The organism is Xanthomonas sp. F4 (genome assembly GCF_011761895.1).
In genome coordinates this window covers 582,085-599,426 of record NZ_JAASQX010000002.1, presented here as the reverse complement: position 1 = coordinate 599,426, position 17,342 = coordinate 582,085, and the positions used below count along the sequence as shown (strand labels likewise).

The following is a 17,342-nucleotide window of genomic DNA, read 5'->3' as shown; positions in this document are numbered from 1 at the left end:
GACGGAGCGGGGGGCATGGCGACGGGTAGGCGAATGCGCTGGATGGCGGCGGCCTTGCTGGCGGTGGCGACACCGGCATTGGCGCAGCTGGCGCTGCCATCGGCGGGCGGGCTGGTGCAGGACGTCACCCAGGGCGTGCACAGCGGCATGGATCGGTTGGGACAGTCGATGCAGGACGCGCGTGGCGATCTCGAACGGCTGCGCCTGAAACGCCTGCAGGCGCTGCTGCGCAGCGATCCGCGTGGGTTGGAGCGCGACGAGGGCGGCGCCGTGGTGATGCGCGGGCAGGTGGTGGCGCTGGAGCCGGACCCAGCCGCGTTGCAGGCGGCGCAGGCGGCCGGCTTCGCCGTGTTGGAGCAGCGCAGCTTCGGCGAATTCGGCCTACGCTTGGTGGTGCTGCAGGTGCCGTCGGGCCTGTCCACGCGCCGCGCGTTGCAGCAATTACGCGAGCGCGATCCGCAGGGTCAGTACGACTACAACCACGTCTACAGCGGATCGGCCGCGACGCCACCAGCACCAGCACCTGCCAGCGCGCCCGCGGCACCGGCAGCCGCAAGCGCTGCGGCGGGCGGATTCGTGGTCGGCCTGATCGATAGCGGCGTGGACGCGTCGCATCCGGCGCTGGCCGGCGTGCAGGTGCAGACCTGGGGCTGCGGCGGGCAGGTGCGCGCGCAGCCGCACGGCACGGCGGTCGCCTCGCTGCTGGCCGGCCGCGCGGTGGCGCACGGGCCGTTCGCGCGCACGCTGTATGCGGCCGATATCTACTGCGGGCAGGCCGACGGCGGCACCGTGGTGGAGTTGGTCGGCGCGTTGGCGTGGATGGCGCAGCAGCAGGTGCCGGTGATCAATATCAGCCTGATCGGCGGCCCCAACCGCGCCTTGCAGCTCGCCGTGCAGCGCATGCTCGCGCGCGGCCATGTGCTGGTCGCAGCGGTGGGCAACGACGGCCCGGCGGCACCGCCGCTGTATCCGGCCGCTTATCCCGGAGTGATTGGCGTCACCGCGGTGGATGCGCGTGCGCGGGTGTTGCCGGAGGCCGGGCGAGGACCGCAGGTGGCCTTCGCCGCGGTCGGCGAATTGATCGCCGCGGCGCCGCAGGGCCGTTGGCAGACGCAGCGCGGCACGTCGTTCGCCGCGCCGCTGGTAGCGCGGCTGGCGGCGCAGGCGTTGCCGCAGCCGGATCCGCAGGCGGCCGCGCAGGTGCGTACACAGTTGCAGGCGCAGGCGCGCGATCTCGGTGCGCCTGGCGCCGATCCGGTATACGGCGCCGGGCTGCTCGGCGCGGACCTGCCGCTGCAGCGCGCGCCGGGCGGCTGAACGCATTCTGTCTGCGCCCATCCCGGCCGGGATGTTCTGCGCCGTTCGACACGTAGGACCAGATGAGAGCCGCAGATGGCCTGCGGCGTCATGAGGAGAACGCGATGAACGGCAAGACTCTGTTGGCGAGCGCGGTGCTGGTGGCGACAGTGGCGCTGACCCCGGGCGTGGCCGGCGCGCAGGTGCTGGGCGGTGCGGGCAGCGTGGGCGGTGCCGTCAACGGTACGCTGGGCGGCCTGGGGGGCGGCAGCCTCGGCGGCAACGGAATGGGGGCGGGCCGCCTGGACGCGGGGGTTCCGCTAGATCGGGCGCGCAGCGGCATCGAGCAACAGTCGCAGCGTACGCGGATGGCGGCACAGCGGGCGGCGGCGCGTGGCGCGGCCACGGCGGACAGCGCCGCGCAGCGCGCGGGCACCGCGGTGAACGAGGGCCGGACGCTGGCCGGCAACGCTGCCGCCAGCGGCAATGCGGCGGCACGGAATACGGCCGGTAGCGCGATGGGCCAGGCCAATGCTGCGCTCGGCGCGGCGAGCAGCGCGGTCAATCCCGCTGCGACGTTGTCCACGGCTGGCAATGCCGCTGGTGCAGTCGATGGCATGGCCGGTCACGGTGCGGGCGCGGCGAATGCGGCCGGCAATGGCGGTAGCAACGGTGCCGCCAGCGGTGCTGGTCTGCCCACGGTGCCGGCGCTGTCCGGCAGCGGCAATGCCACTGGCGCGGCCAGCGGCAGCGCGTCTCATGGCGCAGGCACGCGTGGCGGGTCGGTGTCGGGCCAGGCGGGTGCGGGCGGCCAGGGCGGTGCGCAGGCCGGTAACGGTCAGGCGCAGGGACAGGCCGGCGGCGCGGCCTCGTTGGGCGTCAGCGTCGATGCCTCCGGCAATGGCCAGTAGCCGCTTGCGGACTGCACGCGGCGCACTGCGTGTCGCCGCTGAAATAGCAGGCTGAAAAACACGACGCCCGGCTGAGCCGGGCGTCGTGCGTGTTGCGTCATGCAGTTGATCGCGGGTGTCTTCGCCGCGAGGTCGTCGCGAGGTGGCGGCACGGCCGCGTGGGCCATGCCGCGATGCGCCTCAGCGCGCGCTCGGCGTCGCCGCCGGCGTGGCGTTGAGGCCGCGCTTCTCCAGCAAGGGTTCGATCTGCGGTGCGTGCCCGGCGAAGTCCTGGAACAACTGCATCGCATCGACGCTGCCGCCGCGCGAGAGCAATGTCTTGCGGAAGCGGTCGCCGTTGGCGCGGCTCAGCCCGCCGTGCTGCTTGAACCACTGCTGGGTGTTGGCGTCCAGCACCTCGGACCAGATGTAGGCGTAGTAGCCGGCCGCGTAGCCACCCATGATGTGGCTGAAATACGGCGTGCGGTACCGCGGCGGCACCGGCGCATAGGCGATGCCGTCGGCGGCCAGCGCCTTGGCCTCGAAATCCATCACGCCCGATGCCGGCGGCACCTGGCCGGCGCTGAGCTGGTGCCAGCGCTGGTCCAGCATCGCCGCGCCCAGGTACTCGGTGGTGGCGAAGCCCTGGTTGAACTTGGCAGTGGCCACCACCTTGTCCAGCAGCGCCTGCGGCATCGGCGCGCCGCTCTGGTAGTGCTTGGCGTAGTGCTTGAGGATGGCCGGATCGTCGGCCCACATCTCGTTGACCTGCGAGGGGAACTCGACGAAGTCGCGCGGCACGCTGGTGCCGGAGAAGTACGGATACTTCACGTTCGAAAACATGCCGTGCAGCGCATGGCCGAACTCGTGGAACGCGGTGGTGACTTCGTCCCAGGTCAGCAGGGTCGGCTGGCCGGCCGGCGGCTTGGGGATGTTGAGGTGGTTGGCGACCACCGGCTTGTCGCCGGTCAGCGCCGACTGCGACACGTAGGAGCTCATCCACGCGCCGCCTCGCTTGGACTCGCGTGCGTACATGTCAGCGATGAAGATCGCCAACTGGCTGCCGTCGGCGTCGAACACGTCGTAGACCAGCACGTCGTCGCGATAGGTGGGCAGGTCGGTGCGCTGCTTGAAGGTCAGCCCGTACTCCTGGTTGGCGGCGTAGAACACGCCATTTTCTAGCACGTTCTTCAGTTCGAAGTAGGGCTTGAGCTGGGCCTCGTCGAAGTCGTACTTGGCCTGGCGCACCTTCTCGGTGTAGTAGGCCCAGTCCCAGGCTTCGAGCTTGAAGCTGGGCTTGCCGGCGGCCTTCTGCTCCTGGTCGATCATCGCCTGCAGGTCGGCGGCCTCGCGCTTGGCGTTGGCCACCGCGGCCGGGGCCAGCTTGCCGAGCATGGCGTTGACCGCTTCGGGGGTCTTGGCGGTCTGGGTTTCCAGCGAGTAGGCGGCGTGGTTCGGGTACCCGAGCAGCTTGGCGCGGTCGGCGCGCAGGGTCATGATCCGCGACACCAGCGCGGTGTTGTCGTACGGGCCGCCGTGGCTGCCGCGCGACACCGAGGCTTCGTAGATCTTCTGCCGCAGCGCGCGGTCCTTGAGCTGGGCCAGCGGCGGCTGGCCGGTGGTGTTGAGCAGGGCGATCACGTACTTGCCGTCGAGCTTGCGCGCCTTGGCCGCTTCGGCGGCCGCGGCGATCTGCGCATCGGACAGGCCGTCGAGCTGCTTGACGTCGTCCACCACGACCGCGGCGGCGTTCACCTCGGCCAGCACGTTCTGGCTGAACTTGGTGCCCAGTTCGGCCAGCTCGGCGTTCATCGCCTTGAGCTTGGTCTTGTCGGCGTCGTTGAGCTTGGCGCCGTCGCGGACGAAGTCGCTGTGGTACTTCTCGATCAGGCGCACGCCCTCCGCGTCCAGGCCGAGCTGGTTGCGGGTGTCGTACAGGGTCTGGATGCGCGCGAACAGCTTGGGGTTGAGCGCGATCGCGTCGCGGTGCGCGGCCAGCTTGCCGGCGTACTCGGCCTGCAACTGCTTGCGGGTGTCGTTGGTGTCGGCACCGACCAGGTTGAAGAACACGGTGGTGGCGCGGTCCAGGACTTGCCCGCTCTTCTCCATCGCCACGATGGTGTTGTCGAAGGTCGGCTTGGCCTGTTGGTCGGCGATGGCCTGGATTTCCTTCAACTGCTGCGCCATGCCGGCGTCGAACGCGGGGGCGAAGTCGCTGTCCTTGATCTTGTCGAACTGCGGGTAGTGCAGCGGCAGCGGGCTTTCGGCGAAGAACGGGTTGGCCTGCGTGGCCGCCGTGGCGGCGGTGGGCGTGGTGGCTGGAGCGGCGTAGGCGGGCATGGCGAGTCCGAGCGTGGCTGCGAGGGCAAGGGCGAGGCGAGAGGTCATCAAGCGGTATCCGCAATCATGGTGATCGGGCAGGCTACCCCAGGCAAGCAGGCGTGGCCTGTGACGAAAGCCATGGGAGCGCTGCAGCATCGACGCTTGTTTCTCAGGGCTTTGCGGCATTTGGCGTGAACCTTGATGCAGTGCGCTCTCATGCGCGGCTGCGCCGGTGAAGGCGGTTGCATGGGTGTTGCGCTGGCAGTGTGTTGCCTTGTCCGCGCGAGCGCCTGCGATGCTGGCTTGCGCGTGTAGTCCGGCCTGCTGGCGACGCGTGCGGGCACCGCGTAGGATCGCGTCGAACCAGCGCCGCCGCGGCGCGCCGCAGCACGAGGAATCATGGACACGCCGACCACCGCCTACGCCTTCACCGCGACCACGCTGGACGGGCAGACGCAGCCGCTCGCCGAGTACACCGGCAAGGTGCTGCTGATCGTCAATGTCGCCTCCAAGTGCGGTTTCACGCCCCAGTACGCCGGGCTGCAGGCGCTGTGGCAGCGCTATCGCGAGCGCGGACTGGTGGTGCTGGGCTTTCCCTGCGACCAGTTCGGCCACCAGGAACCGGGCGATGCCGCGGAGATCCGCCAGTTCTGTTCGCTCAGCTACGACGTCGATTTCCCGATGTTCGCCAAGGTGCAGGTCAACGGCGACGGCGCGCATCCGCTGTGGCGCTGGCTCAAGCAGCAGAAATCCGGGCTGCTCGGCATCGCCGCGATCAAGTGGAATTTCAGCAAGTTCCTGATCGGCCGCGACGGCCAGGTGCTGGCGCGCTATGCGCCGACCGACAAGCCGGAAGCGCTGGCCGACGCTATCGAGCGGGCGCTGGGCTGACGATTCGCCCGCAAACGCCCGGCGTGGTCCCGAATGCCGGGGTGGTTGCCTTGCCCTTGTGGGAGGGACTGCAGTCCCGACGCCTTTGACTCGAACGCGTCGGGACTGAAGTCCTTCCCACACACGATTTCGCCACTATTGCGCTTTGCCCTGCCGCCATGTCGCTTACGCCGGTAGGAGCGGCTTCAGCCGCGATGCGCTTTACCGGTAAAGCCTGTCGCGGCTAAAGCCGCTCCTACGACGGGAGACGCGCAGCGCCGTTACTTCTCGACGAACGCGCGCTCGAACACGTAGTGGCCCGGCGAGCCGATGCGCGGCGAGGCGACGAAGCCGCGGGCGTCCAGGGTGTGGCGCAGGTCGGCCAGCATCTGCGGGCTGCCGCAGATCATCGCGCGGTCGTGTTCCGGGTTCAGCGGCGGCAGGCCGAGGGTGCGCTGCATCTCGCCGCTCTCGAGCAACTCGGTGAGGCGGCCGCGGTTGCGGAAGTCCTCGCGGGTCACTGCCGGGTAGTACAGCAGCTTCTCGCGGATGGTCTCGCCGAGGAACTCGTGCTGCGGCAGTTCCTTCTCGAAGTAGTCGCGGTAGGCCAGGTCCTTCTCGAAGCGCACGCCGTGGGTGAGGATCACCTTGTCGAAGCGCTCGTAGGTTTCCGGGTCCTTGATCACCGACAGCCACGGCGCCAGGCCGGTGCCGGTGCCCAGCAGGTACAAATGGCGGCCCGGGTGCAGGTCGCTGATCAGCAGGGTGCCGGTGGGCTTCTTGCCGACCAGTACCGAATCGCCCGGCTTGATGTGCTGCAGGCGCGAGGTGAGCGGGCCGTCCGGCACCTTGATGCTGAAGAACTCCAGCTGCTCTTCCCAGTTGGCGCTGGCGATGGAGTAGGCGCGCAGCAGCGGCCGCGTCTCCGTCTCCAGGCCGATCATCACGAACTGGCCGTTGTCGAAGCGGAAGCCGTCGTTGCGGGTGGTGGTGAAGCTGAAGTAGTCCTCGGTCCAGTGGCGGACATCGAGCACCGTTTCGGGGCCAAAAGCGGAAGACATGCCGTTGATCGTGATGGGGAAGGAACGGCGGCCATTCTACCCCATGCCGGCTCAAATGAGATCAAATCTCATTTGTGGCCCGGTACCGATCACGCGATCCGGCTCACTTCTCGAACGAGACCTCGTAGGACAGGTACAGCGGCGCCTGCGGCGGTGCCAGCAGCGGGCGCTGGCGCAGGAAGCGCTCCAGGCACAGCGCCAGCGGGGTGGTGCCGTTGCGCCAGCTGGCGCCGACGCTGCCGTCGGCCTGCACCTGCACCACTACGGTGAACGGCGAGGTGTCCGGATGCGGCGTGGCGCAACTGGCCACACCCTCGTCCAGCGCGGCGCGCTGCAGGGTCTGCAGGCGTTCCTGCATGGCTGCCGGCAGGCCGGCCTCGTCGCGGTCGGCCAGGGCCTTGGCCGCGGCGTAGTCGGAAGGCGCCGGCGTGTCCGCGGCGGGAGCGGCGAGTGCCGGGACGGCGAGGGCGACGGCGAACAGGCAGGACAGGGTGCGGAGCATGGCGGTGTCGGAAGGGGCGGACAGGCTAACGATACCCAGCGGCCTGCAGTTCGAACAGTTCCGCGTAGCGGCCGCCCTGCGCCATCAGTTCGTCGTGGGTGCCGCTGGCCTCGATCCGGCCATCGGCCAGGACCAGGATGCGGTCGGCCATGCGCACGCTGGAGAAGCGGTGCGAGATCAGCACCGCGGTGCGGTTGTCGGACAGCTCCTTGAAGCGCTGGAACACCTCGAACTCGCTGCGCGCATCCAGTGCGGCGGTCGGCTCGTCGAGGATCATCACCTGCGCGTCGCGCATGTAGGCGCGGGCGATGGCGATCTTCTGCCACTGCCCACCGGACAGGTCCACGCCGGTCTTGAAGCGGCGCCCGATCACCTGCGCGTAGCCCTGCGGCAGGCCGTCGATCAGCTCGGCGGCCATCGCCCGTTGCGCGGCGGCGCGGATCCGCGGCGCGTCGTCCAGCGCGTCGACCTGGCCGACGCCGATGTTCTCGCCGGCGCTGAAGTGGTAGCGCACGAAATCCTGGAAGATCACCCCCAGGTTGGCGCGCAGGTCGTCCAGGTCGTAGTCGCGCAGGTCGCGCCCGTCGAGCAGAATCCGGCCCTCGTCCGGGTCGTACAGCCGCGCCAGCAGCTTGACCAGGGTGGTCTTGCCGGCGCCGTTCTCGCCGACCAGGGCCAGCACCTCGCCGGCGCGCAGCGCGAAATCCAGGTGCCGCACCGCCCACTGCTCGGCGTCCGGGTAGCGAAAGCCGACGTTCTCGAACACGAAGCCCTGCACGATCGGCCGCGGTACCGGCACCGCGCCCGGACGGCTGCGGATCTCCGGGACGATGCGGAAAAACGAGTACAGATCGTCCAGGTACAGCGCCTGCCCGGCCACCTGCGAAAAGCCGATCAGCAGGCCTTCGAGCAACTGCCGCAGGCGCAGGAAGCTGCCGGCCAGGAAGGTCAGGTCGCCGATGCTGAAATCGCCGCGCACGGTGCGCCAGGCGATGTAGCCGTAGGCGCCGTAGTAGCCCAGCGTGCCCAGCGCCGCCAGCACGGTGCCCCACAGCATGCGCTTGCGCGCCAGCGCGCGGTTGGCCTGGAAATAGCGGTCGGCCAGGGCGCGGTAGCGGGTGATCAGGAAGTTGTGCAGGTTGAAGATCTTCACTTCCTTGGCGGTCTCGACGCTGGCGCCGAGCTGGCGCAGGTAGTCGAGCTGGCGGCGTTCGGCCGTCCACTGGAAGTTGAGCGAATACCCCAGCGCGTTGAAGTGCGCCTCGCCGATGAAGGCCGGCACCAGCGCCACCGCCAGCAGGGCGATGAGCCAGGGCGCGTAGACCAGCAGGCCGACCGCGAAGCTGGCCACGGTGATCGCGTCCTGCACCTGGCCGAACAACTGGCTCATCAGGTTCATGCGGCCCATGGTCTGGCGCCGCGCGCGGTCCAGCCGGTCCTGTTGTTCCGGGTCCTCGAAATCCTCCAGGTCCAGCTGGGCGGCATGCTCCATCAACTGCACGCTGGTGGTGTTGTTGAACAGCTCCGACAACAGCGTGTCGGCATAGCTGACCAACCGCCCGAGCAGGTCCGAGGCGATCGCCAGCGCCAGCTCCAGGCCCAGCAGCTCCAGCAGCCGGTTCAGGCGGCCGCTGGCCAGGGCCTGGCCCAGCGAATCGAACCCGGGCGATTGCCCGACCAGGTGGATGGCCTCGTCGATGATCAGCTTGCCCACGTACAGCGAGGCCACCGGCAGCAGCGCCCGGATCACGCGCAGGCCGATGCTGCTGAGGGTCAGCCAGCGGCTGGTCTGCCAGATCTGGCGCAGGAACGGCGGCAGGTTGCGCATCGCGTCGAAGCGCTCGCGCAGGCTTGGGCCGGTGCCGGGCGCGGTGCGGGCGCCGCCATGGGAAGGGGAGGAAGATGCCATCGGCGCATTGTGCCGGGGGCGGGCGTGCGCGGGGAGTGTGGACTGCGCCGGGGCCGAGGCTGCACCGGCGCTGACGCCGGTGGCGGGCGCGCGATGTCTGAAGACGAGGAGTGGCTTAGCATCGTGGATGTCCAGCCAAGGCCGTTGCCATGTCCGATCCTGCCGCGCCTGCATTCGCCCGCCTGCGTGCGCACATGCCGTCGTGGCGCGAACTGCTGGGTTGCACGATTTTCGCCTTGGTGGCCACCGCGCTGCTGCTGTGGGGCAACGCCGCCGTGTTGGTGTTGACGCTGTCGTATGTGGCTTTCGCGATCGGCTACAGCCTGTTTCGCTTGTTCGGCGGGCGCGGCGGCATCGACCTCGAACAGTTGTGGCGCGATGTGCTCGATGCGGTACTCGGTCTGTGCTGATGCGGTGTTGGTGGAAGCAGGTCTGTCCGGCGCGACGGCCGGGTCATGCGTCGGCCCGTACCCTCACCCCAACCCCTCTCCCGGTGGGAGAGGGGCTAGCGCTTCCCTTCTCCCTGCGGGAGAAGGTGCCCCGAAGGGGCGGATGAGGGTACGGGCAAAGCCTCGAAATGCTTGCTACCGCCAGGCGTTCCATGGCGGTCGTACCCTCACCCCAACCCCTCTCCCGGTGGGAGAGGGGCTGATTCTGCGTCTCACGGGAGCATCTTTGGCTTATTCGTCCAGCCGCAGCGTCAGGCACTTGGCGGCGCCGCCGGCCTTGAGGAATTCGTCCAGCGGGGTCTGCACCACGCGGTAGCCGATCGCGGCCAGCGCGGCGCATAGCGTGGGCGAGGCGCGGTTGAGCAGCAGGGTGTCGTCCAGGTCCACCGCGTTGCAGGCGAAGGCGAGGGCGTCGGCCTCGCCGACGGCGATGCGCCGCGAGGCCGGGATGTGCTGGGCGATCGCCTGCTGCGCGTCGGCGTCGAACGCGGCCGGGTAGTACAGCAGGTAGCCGTCGCGCAGTGGGCAGAAGCAGGTATCCAGGTGATAGAAGCGCGCGTCGACCAGGCGCAGCGGCACGACTTCGATGTCCAGCAGGTCGGTCAGTTCGTGCGCGGCGGCCAGGTCGCTGCGGTGGCCGTGGCCCATCCACAGCCGGCGTGCGCCGCGGTCCAACAGTGCGTCGCCGGCGCCTTCGAAATACACCTGCTCCGGCAGTTCGCGGATGCGCAGCCCGGCCTGGCGACACCAGGCGGTAAACAAGGCTTCCTCGCCACGGCGTTCGGCGTGGCGGAAGCGGCTGGGTACGAAGCGGTCGCCAAGCACCAGGCCGGCGTTGGCGCTGAACACCATGTCCGGCAGCCCCGGGGCGGCGGCGATGCAGTCGACGCGCGCTCCTGCCGCCTCGGCGGCGGCCACCAGCGCGTTCCACTGCGCCTGCGCCCGCTCGCGGCTGGCGGCGTGGACGTTGCCTTCCATCCAGGGGTTGATCACGTAGTCCACCGCGAAGTGCTGCGGCGCGCACATCAGCAGGCGGTGGCCATGGCCGGCGGCGCTGCGGAACTGCGGCTCGGGGGAGGCGAGGGCCAGGTCGGTCTCGTCGGACAGGCCGCCAGCAAGGACGTTCTCGATCATGCGCGCGCTCCGCGTCGGGGATGCGCGCCACGCTAGCGGCGCCGTGTTGCGAGGACATGTCGGCGGACTGGTGGCGGGATTGGGGATTCGGGATTGGGGATTCGTGCAAGCAGAACCGCGCACGCTGCGGGTCTGCCTGGCGTTGGCGTGTGGGTAGTACGTCCAGTTGCCAGCATTCGGGATTCGGAAGCGCTATGCATCCCGCTGGTTGCGCGATCCTGCCTCCGAATCCCGAATCCCGAATCCCGAATCCCGAATCCCCAATCCCCAATCCCCAATCCCCAATCCCGGCGCGCAGCGCCTTTACGGCAGCGCCGGCTGCAGACCCACGCCCAGCCGGTTCCAGGCGTTGATCACCGCCACGGCCATGGTCAGGGCGCTGATCCCGGCCGGATCGAACTGCGCCACCAGCGCGTCGTAGACGGCCTGTGGCGGCGCGCCGGCGGGCAGCGTGGTCAGCGCTTCGGCCCAGTCCAGCGCGGCGCGCTCGCGTGCGTCGAAGAAGCGGCTGTCGCGCCAGGCGGCGAGGGTATCGAGCTTGCGTGGCTCGGTGCCGGCCTTGCGCAGGGCGCTGGCATGCATGTCGATGCAGTAGGCGCAGCCGTTGAGTTGGGAGACGCGCAGGAACACCAGTTCGGTGAGGGCGCTGCCGAGCACGCCATCGTGCACGTGCTGGCTGGCGGTCAGCAGGGCACGGAACGCTTCGGGTTCGTGGCTGGTGTAGTCGATGCGGTGGAAGTGCATGGTGGGTCGCTCATGGCGGCCACCGTGGCCGCCTTCCCCTCCAGGACGCACCTATGCGTCGCGGCGTGACAGCGCCGCCGCAGGTCAGTCGCGGCCGGCTGCAGGCGGCGCCGTCGGGGCCGGCAGCTTGTCCGGGTTCATCAGGGTCAGCACCTCGGCGATGCGCTCGCCGTCGATGACCAGCAGCGTCGCCGAATGCAGCCGCGGCCCCAGGAAGCGCAGGATCGCCGGTTCGCCGTTGACCGTGCCGATCCGCGTCTGCAGGCCCAGGTCGCGCCGCGCCAGCGCCCAGTACAGCCGGCCGATGCGCTCGGCGCCGTGCAAAGGGCGCAGGCTGGCGGTGACCTTGCCGCCGCCGTCGGAGCGCAACTGGGCGTCGGCATGCAGCAAGGCGGCGATGGCGGCGCGGTCGCCGCGCTGCGAGGCGTGCAGGAAGCGCTCCAGCAACTGGCGGTGGCGCTCGGGGGTGACCGCGAAGCGCGCATGGCCCTGGCCGAGCCGCTCGCGCGCCCGGTGCACCAGTTGCCGGCAGCCGGCCTCGCTGCGTTCCAGGGCGCGGCCGATCCGCGCGTAGTCGTAGTCGAACGCCTCCTTCAGCAGGAACGCCGCGCGCTCGTGCGGGCCGAGCCGCTCCAGCAACGCCAGGAACGCCACCGACACCTGCTCGGCGCGGTCATGGCGCTCGGCCGGGTCGGCGTCGTCGGCGATCTCCAGCGGCTCGGGCAGCCACGGACCGACATAGTGGACGCGGGCGCTGCGCGCCGCGCGCAGGCGGTCCAGGCCGAGCCGGGTGGTGGCGGTCACCAGCCAGGCTTCGGCGTCGCGGATCGCGCCGCGGTCGCTGGCCTGCCAGCGCAGCCAGGCGTCCTGCACGGTGTCCTCGGCGTCGGCGCGGCTACCGAGCAGGCGGTAGGCCAGGCCGAACAGCCTGGCGCGATGGGATTCGAAGGTCGGATCGTGGGTCATGACGACCAGGACGGAACAGGGCGTGCCGGCGTGACACCGGGCGGGGCCGCCACTTTGCCCTAAAATGGGCGGGTTTCCCCCCGCCAGCCGCAGAGCCAGCCGTGACCTCGATCAAGCAGGAAGACCTCATCCAGTCCGTCGCCGACGCGCTGCAGTACATTAGCTACTACCACCCGGTCGACTACATCAAGAACCTGTCCGCGGCCTACGAGCGCGAGCAGTCGCCGGCGGCCAAGGACGCCATCGCGCAGATCCTGATCAATTCGCGCATGTGCGCCGAGGGCCACCGGCCGATCTGCCAGGACACCGGCATCGTCACCGTGTTCCTCGAGATCGGCATGAACGTGCGCTGGGACGACGCCACCATGGGCGTGGAGGACATGGTCAACGAGGGCGTGCGCCGCGCCTACAACCATCCGGAGAACAAGCTGCGCGCCTCGGTGCTGGCCGACCCGGCCGGCAAGCGCCAGAACACCAAGGACAACACCCCGGCGGTGGTCAACCTGAAGGTCGTCCCCGGCGACACGGTGGACGTCATCGTCGCGGCCAAGGGCGGCGGCTCGGAGGCCAAGAGCAAGTTCGCCATGCTCAACCCGTCCGATTCCATCGTCGACTGGGTGCTCAAGACCGTGCCGACCATGGGCGCTGGCTGGTGCCCGCCGGGCATGCTCGGCATCGGCATCGGCGGCACCGCCGAGAAGGCGATGCTGCTGGCCAAGGAAGCGCTGATGGAGCCGATCGACATCGTCGACCTGCAGGCCCGCGGCGCGTCCAACCGTGCCGAGGAACTGCGCCTGGAGCTGTACGAGAAGGTCAACGCGCTGGGCATCGGCGCGCAGGGCCTGGGCGGCCTGACCACGGTGCTGGACATCAAGGTCAAGGACTACCCGACCCACGCCGCCAACCTGCCGGTGGCGCTGATTCCCAACTGCGCGGCCACCCGCCATGCGCATTTCACCCTGGACGGCAGCGGCGCGGTGATGCTGGATCCGCCCTCGCTGGAAGACTGGCCCAAGCTGACCTACAACCCGACCAATGCGCGCCGGGTGAACCTGGACACCATCACCCGCGAGGAAGTGGCCAGCTTCAAGCCGGGCGAGACGATCCTGCTCAACGGCAAGCTGCTGACCGGCCGCGACGCCGCGCACAAGCGCATGATCGACATGCTCAACCGCGGCGAGACGCTGCCGGTGGACTTCACCAACCGCTTCATCTACTACGTCGGCCCGGTCGATCCGGTGCGCGACGAAGTGGTCGGCCCGGCCGGCCCCACCACCGCCACGCGCATGGACAAGTTCACCCGGCAGATGCTGGAGCAGACCGGCCTGCTGGGCATGGTCGGCAAGTCCGAGCGCGGCGACGCGGCGATCGCCGCGATCCGCGACAACAAGGCGGTGTACCTGATGGCGGTCGGCGGCTCGGCCTACCTGGTGTCCAAGGCGATCAAGGCCAGCAAGGTGCTGGCGTTCGAAGACCTGGGCATGGAGGCGATCTACGAGTTCGAGGTCAAGGACATGCCGGTGACCGTGGCGGTCGACGCCAGCGGCGAGTCGGTGCACAAGACCGGCCCGCGCGAGTGGCAGGCGCGCATCGGCAAGATCCCGGTGGTGGTCGAGGCCTGATCGGCCGTACCGCGAACGCCGGCGAGGACGCCGGCGTTCCGCGTGGCGCTGGCGGCGCGCCGGCGTCGCGGCAATAATCGGCGCTGGTTCCGCCTCCGGGGAAAGCGTCGTGTCCATCGTGCTTTACGGCTCGCCCAGTACCGCCTCATTCGTCGTGCATTGGTTGTTGATCGAACTGCAGGTCGATTTCGAACTGCGCATGCTCGATTTCGAGCGCCAGGAGCAGAAACGCCCCGAGTACCTGGCGATCAACCCGCAGGGGAGGGTGCCGACCCTGGTCTTGGACGGGCAGGTGCTGACCGAATCGGTCGCCATCGCCATGCACCTGGCCGACCTCTATCCGCACGCCGGCCTGGCGCCGCCGCCCGGCACCCCCGAGCGCGCGGCCTACTACCGCTGGATGCTGTTCGGCGCCTACACCCTGATGCCGGCCTATCGCGACTGGTTCTATCCCGATGAGCCAGCCGGCGCCGACAACGCCGAGCGCGTGCGCGCCAGCGCCCGCGCATTCCTGGAAAAAGCCTGGGACGAGGTGGCCACGCACCTGGAGCAGGGCGGCCCCTACCTGCTGGGCGAGCACTGCAGCGCCGCCGACTTCGTGCTGGTCATGCTGATGCGCTGGTCGCGCAACATGCCACGGCCCACCGACAGCTGGCCGGCGCTGAAGGCCCTGGCCGAGCGGATGAAGGCGCGCCCGGCGTTCCACGAGGCCTATCGGCGGGAAGGTATTACCGACTGGGTGTGAGCAGGGTGCGGGTGCGCTGATCGGAAGCGCCGGCGGCTGCATTGCCTGGCGTCGGCTGTCGGGTTTTTCCGGCAGTTTTCTGCGGCAACGAAACAGCGCTCGCGGAAGCTGCGCAAGCGGTTTCGTCTTGCACTCTATATTGGAGTCGAACCAACGACGCGCGGATCAACAGGCACTGCGCTGACCGCTCGCGTGGTTTGCCGTCCCCATCCTGCGTCACGTTGTCGCACCCGGCACCGCGGTCGGCTCGTTGTCGGCGCTGCCGCCTAGAATGACGCGGTGTCCGCCCTCCGTGCTCCTGCCCGACTGCGCCGCCTGATGCGTTGGCCCGCCTTGCTGGCCGCGCTGTTGCTGGTGGTCGCGCCGGTGGCCAGCCGGTTGCTGGAGGCAGCAAGCCTGCCGGTGCCGATGTGCACGGCGGCCGGGTTGCAGGCCGCCGCGGACGTGCTGCCGCAGCACGCTGCCGTCCACGCCGGTCATGACGACGCGTCGGGCGCGCAGCGCGACCATGGCCCGGACCATGCCGCCTGCGACTACTGCGTGCTCGCCGCGCGGCTGCTGCCGTGGCTGGCGATCGTCCTGCTGCTGGCCGCGTCGCTGCCGGCGCCGAGGGCCACCACGCCGCTGCGCCATCGTGTCCATGCCGCCGTGCGCTGGCGCGCGCACGCCGCACGCGGGCCGCCAGTTGTTCTCCAGAACGCTCTCCTGTTTCCGGTGCGCTAGGCGCGCCGGCGCCGTTCTTTTCTGGAGTTCACCTCATGCCTCAGTTCCTGCCGTCGCCCGCGCGGGCGGCGTTGTCGTGCTGCATCCTCGCGAGCCTGTTTCCCGCCGCCGGCCACGCCGAGACGCCCGATGCCACCACCCTCGACCGGATGCAGGTGACCGCCACCGCGCCGGTCGCGCCGCTGACCTGGACGGTCGATCCGAAACTGCCGCGGCAGCCTGTGCCGGCCAGCGACGGCGCCGACTATCTGAAGACCGTGCCCGGCTTCGCCGCGATCCGCAACGGTGGCACCAACGGCGATCCGGTGCTGCGCGGCATGTTCGGCTCGCGGCTCAACGTGCTCAGCAACGACGGCACCCTGGTCGGGGCCTGCCCGGCGCGCATGGACAACGCCTTGTCCTACATCGCCCCGGAAACCTTCGACCGGCTCACCATCGTCAAGGGCCCGCAGACCGTGCGCTGGGGACCCGGCGCCTCCGCCGGCACAGTGCGCTTCGAGCGCGACACCCCGCATTACGCCGCGCCCACGCTGGAAGGCGAAGCCAGCGCGCTGGTCGGCTCCTGGAACCGCAACGACCAGACCCTCGACCTGCGCGGCGGCAACCGCAGCGGCTACGCCCGCGTGGACGCCAACCGCTCCGAGTCCGGCGACTACCGCGACGGCGATGACGCGGTGGTGCCGTCGCGCTGGCGCAAGTGGAATGCCGATGCCGCGGTCGGCTGGACCCCGGATCCGGACACCGTGCTGGAACTCTCCGCCGGCACCGGTGACGGTCTGGCCCGCTACGCGGGGCGCAGCATGGACGGCGTCCAGTTCCGCCGCCGAAGCTATGCCGCGCGCTTCGAGCGCACCGGCCTGCCCGGTGCCTGGGAAGCGCTGCGCGCCAATGCCTATGTCAACGACGCCGACCACGTCATGGACAACTACACCTTGCGCCGGCCCAACCCGCAGTCGGCGATGCCGATGCCGATGGCCTCCAACGTGGACCGGCGCACCAGCGGCGGGCGCGTGGAATCGGAGTGGCGCTGGGAGCAGATCGTGGTCCAGGCCGGCGTCGATACCCAGCAAAGCCGCCACCGCGACCGCAGCGCCAGCGGCGAGGGCGTGTACCGGAGCCTGCCGTGGCGCACCGACGCGCGGTTCGACAACCTCGGCGCCTTTACCGAAGCCACCTTCGGTGCCGGCACGGCGCAGCGCTGGATCGCCGGCCTGCGCCTAGACCGCGCGCAGGTCGAGGACACCCGCCGCAGCGTCGGCATGATGGGCATGCCCAATCCCACCGCCGGGCAGACGCGCAGCGAAGACCTGGGCAGCGGCTTCCTGCGCGTGGAACGCAACCTCTCGGCCGACACCGTCTGGTATGCCGGCTTCGGCCGCAGCGCACGCATGCCCGACTACTGGGAACTGTTCTCGGCCGACATGGGCCCGATGGGCGCGGCCAATGCGTTCGCCGGGCTGCGTCCCGAGCGCACCACCCAGCTCGACCTCGGCCTGCAGTACCGTGGCGCGACCGTGCAGAGCTGGGTCTCCGCCTATGCCGGGCGGGTGCAGGACTTCATCCTGTTCACCTACGCCGACGGCGGCATGATGGGCACTACCACCCGTGTCGACAACGTCGACGCGCGCATTGCCGGCGCCGAGGCGGGAGTGGACTGGCAGCCGCGGCAGGGTCTGACCCTCGGCGGCACGCTGGCCTATGCCTGGGGCGAGAACCGCAGCGACGGCACGCCGTTGCCGCAGATGCCGCCGCTGGAATCGCGGCTACGGCTGGAGTGGGAAGGGCAGCGCTGGTCGGCTGGGGCGCTGCTGCGCGCGGTCGCGCGACAGGGACGGGTGGCGTTGGACCAGGGCAATGTGGTCGGCCGCGACCTCGGCCGCAGTGCCGGTTTCGCGACGCTGGGGTTGAGCGGTGGCTACCGGGTCAGCGCGGCGCTGCGGCTGAGCGCCGGCATCGACAACGTGTTCGACCGGCGCTACAGCGAACATCTCAACCTCGCCGGCAGCGCCGACTTCGGCTTCCCGGCCGATCCGGTGCGCATCGCCGAACCGGGCCGCAACCTGTGGTTGAAGGGCAACTACCGGTTCTGAGCGATCGGCGATCGGTGGG

General features: G+C 69.8%; 15 protein-coding genes. 8 read left to right on the top strand and 7 right to left on the bottom strand.

Annotation, left to right across the window (positions count from 1 at the left end):
- Positions 1-15: 15 nt before the first annotated feature.
- Both FHR66_RS10520 and FHR66_RS10515 read left to right on the top strand, forming a co-directional pair.
- Positions 16-1,317, top strand: a complete 1,302-nt coding sequence (locus FHR66_RS10520) for a S8 family serine peptidase (RefSeq protein ID WP_456361747.1) — start codon at positions 16-18, stop codon at positions 1,315-1,317.
- A 104-nt stretch (positions 1,318-1,421) separates the two neighbouring features.
- Complete coding sequence (locus FHR66_RS10515; protein WP_167087775.1) at positions 1,422-2,207, top strand: hypothetical protein; 786 nt, start codon at positions 1,422-1,424, stop codon at positions 2,205-2,207.
- Between the two features lie 180 nt (positions 2,208-2,387).
- On the opposite strand, the gene FHR66_RS10510 is transcribed toward FHR66_RS10515, so the two are convergent.
- The gene (locus tag FHR66_RS10510; RefSeq protein ID WP_160969467.1) at positions 2,388-4,574 is read right to left on the bottom strand and encodes a M3 family metallopeptidase; all 2,187 of its coding nucleotides are present in this window, start codon (positions 4,572-4,574) and stop codon (positions 2,388-2,390) included.
- A gap of 333 nt (positions 4,575-4,907) precedes the next feature.
- Between FHR66_RS10510 and FHR66_RS10505 the strand changes: the two genes are divergently transcribed.
- Positions 4,908-5,399, top strand: a complete 492-nt coding sequence (locus tag FHR66_RS10505) for a glutathione peroxidase (protein WP_160969464.1) — start codon at positions 4,908-4,910, stop codon at positions 5,397-5,399.
- 260 nt (positions 5,400-5,659) lie between these two features.
- On the opposite strand, the gene FHR66_RS10500 is transcribed toward FHR66_RS10505, so the two are convergent.
- The 3 genes from FHR66_RS10500 to FHR66_RS10490 form a co-directional block, all read right to left on the bottom strand.
- Positions 5,660-6,439, bottom strand: a complete 780-nt coding sequence (locus tag FHR66_RS10500) for a ferredoxin--NADP reductase (RefSeq protein ID WP_026143480.1) — start codon at positions 6,437-6,439, stop codon at positions 5,660-5,662.
- A gap of 103 nt (positions 6,440-6,542) precedes the next feature.
- Positions 6,543-6,941: a hypothetical protein gene (locus FHR66_RS10495; protein WP_160969462.1), complete on the bottom strand. Its 399-nt coding sequence runs from the start codon at positions 6,939-6,941 to the stop codon at positions 6,543-6,545.
- Positions 6,942-6,966: 25 nt separating this feature from the next.
- Positions 6,967-8,850, bottom strand: a complete 1,884-nt coding sequence (locus FHR66_RS10490; RefSeq protein ID WP_160969460.1) for an ABC transporter ATP-binding protein — start codon at positions 8,848-8,850, stop codon at positions 6,967-6,969.
- Positions 8,851-8,999: 149 nt separating this feature from the next.
- On the opposite strand from FHR66_RS10490, the gene FHR66_RS10485 reads away from it, so the two are divergent.
- Entirely contained in the window at positions 9,000-9,260 is a 261-nt protein-coding gene (locus tag FHR66_RS10485) for a hypothetical protein (RefSeq protein ID WP_160969458.1), read from the top strand.
- A gap of 270 nt (positions 9,261-9,530) precedes the next feature.
- On the opposite strand, the gene FHR66_RS10480 is transcribed toward FHR66_RS10485, so the two are convergent.
- The 3 genes from FHR66_RS10480 to FHR66_RS10470 all read right to left on the bottom strand — a co-directional run bounded on the left by FHR66_RS10480 (position 9,531) and on the right by FHR66_RS10470 (position 12,143).
- On the bottom strand, positions 9,531-10,433 hold the full coding sequence (locus FHR66_RS10480; RefSeq protein WP_167087773.1) for an arginine deiminase-related protein: 903 nt from the start codon (positions 10,431-10,433) through the stop codon (positions 9,531-9,533).
- 303 nt (positions 10,434-10,736) lie between these two features.
- Positions 10,737-11,177 (bottom strand): carboxymuconolactone decarboxylase family protein, encoded by a 441-nt coding sequence (locus FHR66_RS10475; protein WP_160969454.1) that lies wholly within the window; start codon positions 11,175-11,177, stop codon positions 10,737-10,739.
- Between the two features lie 84 nt (positions 11,178-11,261).
- Positions 11,262-12,143, bottom strand: coding sequence for an RNA polymerase sigma-70 factor (locus FHR66_RS10470; RefSeq protein WP_160969453.1), 882 nt, complete (start codon positions 12,141-12,143; stop codon positions 11,262-11,264).
- Positions 12,144-12,244: 101 nt separating this feature from the next.
- Between FHR66_RS10470 and FHR66_RS10465 the strand changes: the two genes are divergently transcribed.
- From FHR66_RS10465 to FHR66_RS10450, 4 genes are all read left to right on the top strand, one after another.
- A complete protein-coding gene (locus FHR66_RS10465; RefSeq protein WP_160969452.1) occupies positions 12,245-13,765 on the top strand; it encodes a FumA C-terminus/TtdB family hydratase beta subunit in 1,521 nt (506 codons plus the stop codon).
- A 109-nt stretch (positions 13,766-13,874) separates the two neighbouring features.
- Complete coding sequence (locus FHR66_RS10460; RefSeq protein ID WP_160969451.1) at positions 13,875-14,510, top strand: glutathione S-transferase N-terminal domain-containing protein; 636 nt, start codon at positions 13,875-13,877, stop codon at positions 14,508-14,510.
- Positions 14,511-14,828: 318 nt separating this feature from the next.
- On the top strand, positions 14,829-15,233 hold the full coding sequence (locus FHR66_RS10455; protein ID WP_160969450.1) for a DUF2946 family protein: 405 nt from the start codon (positions 14,829-14,831) through the stop codon (positions 15,231-15,233).
- Between the two features lie 35 nt (positions 15,234-15,268).
- Complete coding sequence (locus FHR66_RS10450) at positions 15,269-17,323, top strand: TonB-dependent copper receptor (RefSeq protein ID WP_167087771.1); 2,055 nt, start codon at positions 15,269-15,271, stop codon at positions 17,321-17,323.
- Positions 17,324-17,342: the final 19 nt, after the last annotated feature.

Excerpts from the sequence above, each read along its gene's own strand:
- FHR66_RS10520 (WP_456361747.1), top strand. The coding sequence starts at position 16 with ATGGCGACGGGTAGGCGAATGCGCTGGATGGCGGCGGCCTTGCTGGCG.
- FHR66_RS10505 (WP_160969464.1), top strand. The coding sequence starts at position 4,908 with ATGGACACGCCGACCACCGCCTACGCCTTCACCGCGACCACGCTGGAC.
- FHR66_RS10490 (WP_160969460.1), bottom strand. The coding sequence starts at position 8,850 with ATGGCATCTTCCTCCCCTTCCCATGGCGGCGCCCGCACCGCGCCCGGC.
- FHR66_RS10510 (WP_160969467.1), bottom strand. The coding sequence starts at position 4,574 with ATGACCTCTCGCCTCGCCCTTGCCCTCGCAGCCACGCTCGGACTCGCC.
- FHR66_RS10515 (WP_167087775.1), top strand. The coding sequence starts at position 1,422 with ATGAACGGCAAGACTCTGTTGGCGAGCGCGGTGCTGGTGGCGACAGTG.
- FHR66_RS10475 (WP_160969454.1), bottom strand. The coding sequence starts at position 11,177 with ATGCACTTCCACCGCATCGACTACACCAGCCACGAACCCGAAGCGTTC.
- FHR66_RS10455 (WP_160969450.1), top strand. The coding sequence starts at position 14,829 with ATGCGTTGGCCCGCCTTGCTGGCCGCGCTGTTGCTGGTGGTCGCGCCG.
- FHR66_RS10450 (WP_167087771.1), top strand. The coding sequence starts at position 15,269 with ATGCCTCAGTTCCTGCCGTCGCCCGCGCGGGCGGCGTTGTCGTGCTGC.
- FHR66_RS10495 (WP_160969462.1), bottom strand. The coding sequence starts at position 6,941 with ATGCTCCGCACCCTGTCCTGCCTGTTCGCCGTCGCCCTCGCCGTCCCG.
- FHR66_RS10470 (WP_160969453.1), bottom strand. The coding sequence starts at position 12,143 with ATGACCCACGATCCGACCTTCGAATCCCATCGCGCCAGGCTGTTCGGC.
- FHR66_RS10500 (WP_026143480.1), bottom strand. The coding sequence starts at position 6,439 with ATGTCTTCCGCTTTTGGCCCCGAAACGGTGCTCGATGTCCGCCACTGG.
- FHR66_RS10480 (WP_167087773.1), bottom strand. The coding sequence starts at position 10,433 with ATGATCGAGAACGTCCTTGCTGGCGGCCTGTCCGACGAGACCGACCTG.
- FHR66_RS10485 (WP_160969458.1), top strand. The coding sequence starts at position 9,000 with ATGTCCGATCCTGCCGCGCCTGCATTCGCCCGCCTGCGTGCGCACATG.